The organism is Rheinheimera sp. WS51, assembly GCF_050936095.1.
GTDB lineage: Bacteria > Pseudomonadota > Gammaproteobacteria > Enterobacterales > Alteromonadaceae > Alishewanella.
Genome location: NZ_JBOTRC010000036.1, coordinates 1 through 2,466 on the forward strand (window position 1 = coordinate 1; position 2,466 = coordinate 2,466).

Here is a 2,466-nt window from a genome sequence, read left to right on the forward strand (position 1 = left end):
TGGCTTTATATGTATTAACTAAAAATGACATTGAATAAAAAAACGCGTTTTAATCCACCAGAAAGCTGGCAAGCAAATTTATTGCACATTAACCCAATTTTTGCTGATTTAAGTCAGAGCTTCGGCCCTTTTCCTGCTGAAGACTGGCCACGTTTACGCTTGCTTAATCAAGCTTTTGCTAGCGAGTATCGTTTTGTAGCCAATGAAGCTTTAGAGCAAGATGGCCGTTATTACGAAGAGTTTATTTTTGCCACTAAAACCATACCGTGCCGTGCTAAAAATTGGCATGACTTTTTTGGTGCTTTAATTTGGTGTTTATTTCCAAAAACTAAAGCCTTACTTAATCAACTGCATATTACAGAAATTACTCAGCATGGCCTTAAACAGCGCAGTAAGCTTAGAAATAAACTGACTTTATTTGATGAATGCGGCGTTATTATTTGCACTGAATCTAGTGCAGAAGCGCACCAAGGCTTACTGCGTCAGCACCAATGGCAGCAGAGCTTTGTTAAGCAGCGCCAAGACTGGTGGCAAAGTATTAGGCCGGTTATTTTTGGTCATGCTATTTATGAAATGGCAACTAAACCTTTTATCGGCTTAACCGCTAAGGCTGTCTTTATTGAGGTACCTGAGGGGTTTAGTAACTGGAGTCTAGCCCAGACGTACCAGTTTTTAGATCAAGCCTTGAGCCATAAAATTGCCAAGCAAAACCTGCTTTTAGATAAACAGCAATTAACCCCCTTACCTTTATTAGGGGTGCCGGCTTGGTATGAAGCTAATAACCAAGCCGACTTTTACTTAAATACCCATTATTTTAGGCCGAAAAGGCTAACAAAACTCAGCTAGCGTAAGACTAATTCCACTCGGCGGTTATTGGCTTTATGTTGCTCAGTATTGTTTTTTTGTAGCGGCGACACTGGACCAACGCCAGCGGCGAATAAACGCTCTGCTGTAATGCCTTGCTTTTTAAGTTCGTTAACCACACTGGTTGCACGAGCATAAGACAGCTGCATATTATGCTCATGACTACCTGTATTATCGGTATGGCCCACCACATAAAAACTCTGCTTAGGGTGTTGCTTTAAATAGCTTAATATGACCGTTAAGGCATCTTCAGATTCAGGCAATAACTGGGCACTGTCGCTGGCAAAATGCAAACCATGCAATACCACTTTGCCATTTTCCATAAGTTGATTCTGTAAATAAGCGCTATCAATACTGACTCTGTCTGTTTTCATGCTGCTAAGCTCAACAATGTCATGTGCGATATCTACGTTAGAATGTTCATTATTTTTGAGCACATAAATAGAAAGATAAATATCGTTAACATTAACCTCTTTATGCGCAGTTAGCATGCGGTAGTCATCATCTGCATTGGTGCTGTTACTTAAGTAACCTTTAAAGCGATGCCTATCAGGGCTGCCTTGCCATAAGTGTTTGCGCTGGTTACCACCACAGCTTTTATGCTCGCAACTAAATACAATAGTAAAGCCAGCCTCTTGCAAGGCCTGTTGGTAATTCCGAAAAACCTGTAATGTTGACTGATCTTTACTCGCATTGTAATGCAACAGAGTAGACTTACCGGCTAGTGTTAAATGGGGCACTTGTTTGTTTTCATCGGCAATGCCAGTAGCTAGGCGTACTTCAGTAAACTCAGTGTCAGTGCGATGGGTAAGTTTAGAGCCAGCATAACGTGAAATTAATGGGTGGTCTCCGCCCTCGGCACTATCTGGGCCTAAACCGGTAGACGCTGTGCTGGCAGTCGGTTTAGAGGTAATAGCACTTTCATTGATGTTTACTAAACCAAGCTGTAGTTGTTGTGGTTCGGTAATAATTTGGCCCAGTTCTAGCTGGTTGCCATAAAGCGGTTTAATAAACCACTGTAAATAGGTAGGGGTAGTATCATCGCCAAGTTGGGCCAGAATATAATAGTGTTCATCTTGGCCTTGAGAGAAACCCTGCATACCGCTAAAAATACTTTTTGTCCAATGGCTACTTCTTAACAGCTTTTTAGAAAAATCAGAGCCGCAATCTGAACGACAAACTAGCAGTAATTTAGCCTTTAGACGTTTTACTACATCAAGGTAATTTTCAGCGACATGTAAGGCAGAATGGTCGCCTTTTATATGATAAATATGACCAGTTTGTTTACCAATAACACTAATGCCAGCAAAAGGTGTATCAGTTGTCACTTTATGCTGTGGGAGTATTACTTCAGCATAATTGACTACAGACTGACGATAAATACTTGCCTCAGGATAAGCTGAAACCAACGGGTGATCAGAATCAGCAAAAGCCGCCAGGCTCATTAATAACAAGCTACTTTTTAAAATATAAAGGATAAAAACACGCATTAGGCTTCCTTGTTAAAAAAACATGACTTATTCAAGTTGATATTGGTGGGCAATTATGAATAATTGGTAGCATATTGCAACTTCAATGTTGCCTGATTGTTTTTGTGGCTTT

At 40.5% G+C, this 2,466-nt stretch carries 2 protein-coding genes; one reads left to right on the top strand and one right to left on the bottom strand.

From position 1 onward, the window contains the following. Window positions 1-24 precede the first annotated feature (24 nt). Window positions 25-846 (top strand): DUF3025 domain-containing protein, encoded by an 822-nt coding sequence (locus tag ACRCA4_RS14870; protein ID WP_433190343.1) that lies wholly within the window; start codon window positions 25-27, stop codon window positions 844-846. Here the strand turns inward: ACRCA4_RS14870 and ACRCA4_RS14875 are convergent. Next, window positions 843-2,354, bottom strand: coding sequence for an OmpA family protein (locus ACRCA4_RS14875; protein ID WP_433190346.1), 1,512 nt, complete (start codon window positions 2,352-2,354; stop codon window positions 843-845). The two genes, ACRCA4_RS14870 and ACRCA4_RS14875, sit on opposite strands and share 4 nt — an antisense overlap. Window positions 2,355-2,466 lie beyond the last annotated feature (112 nt).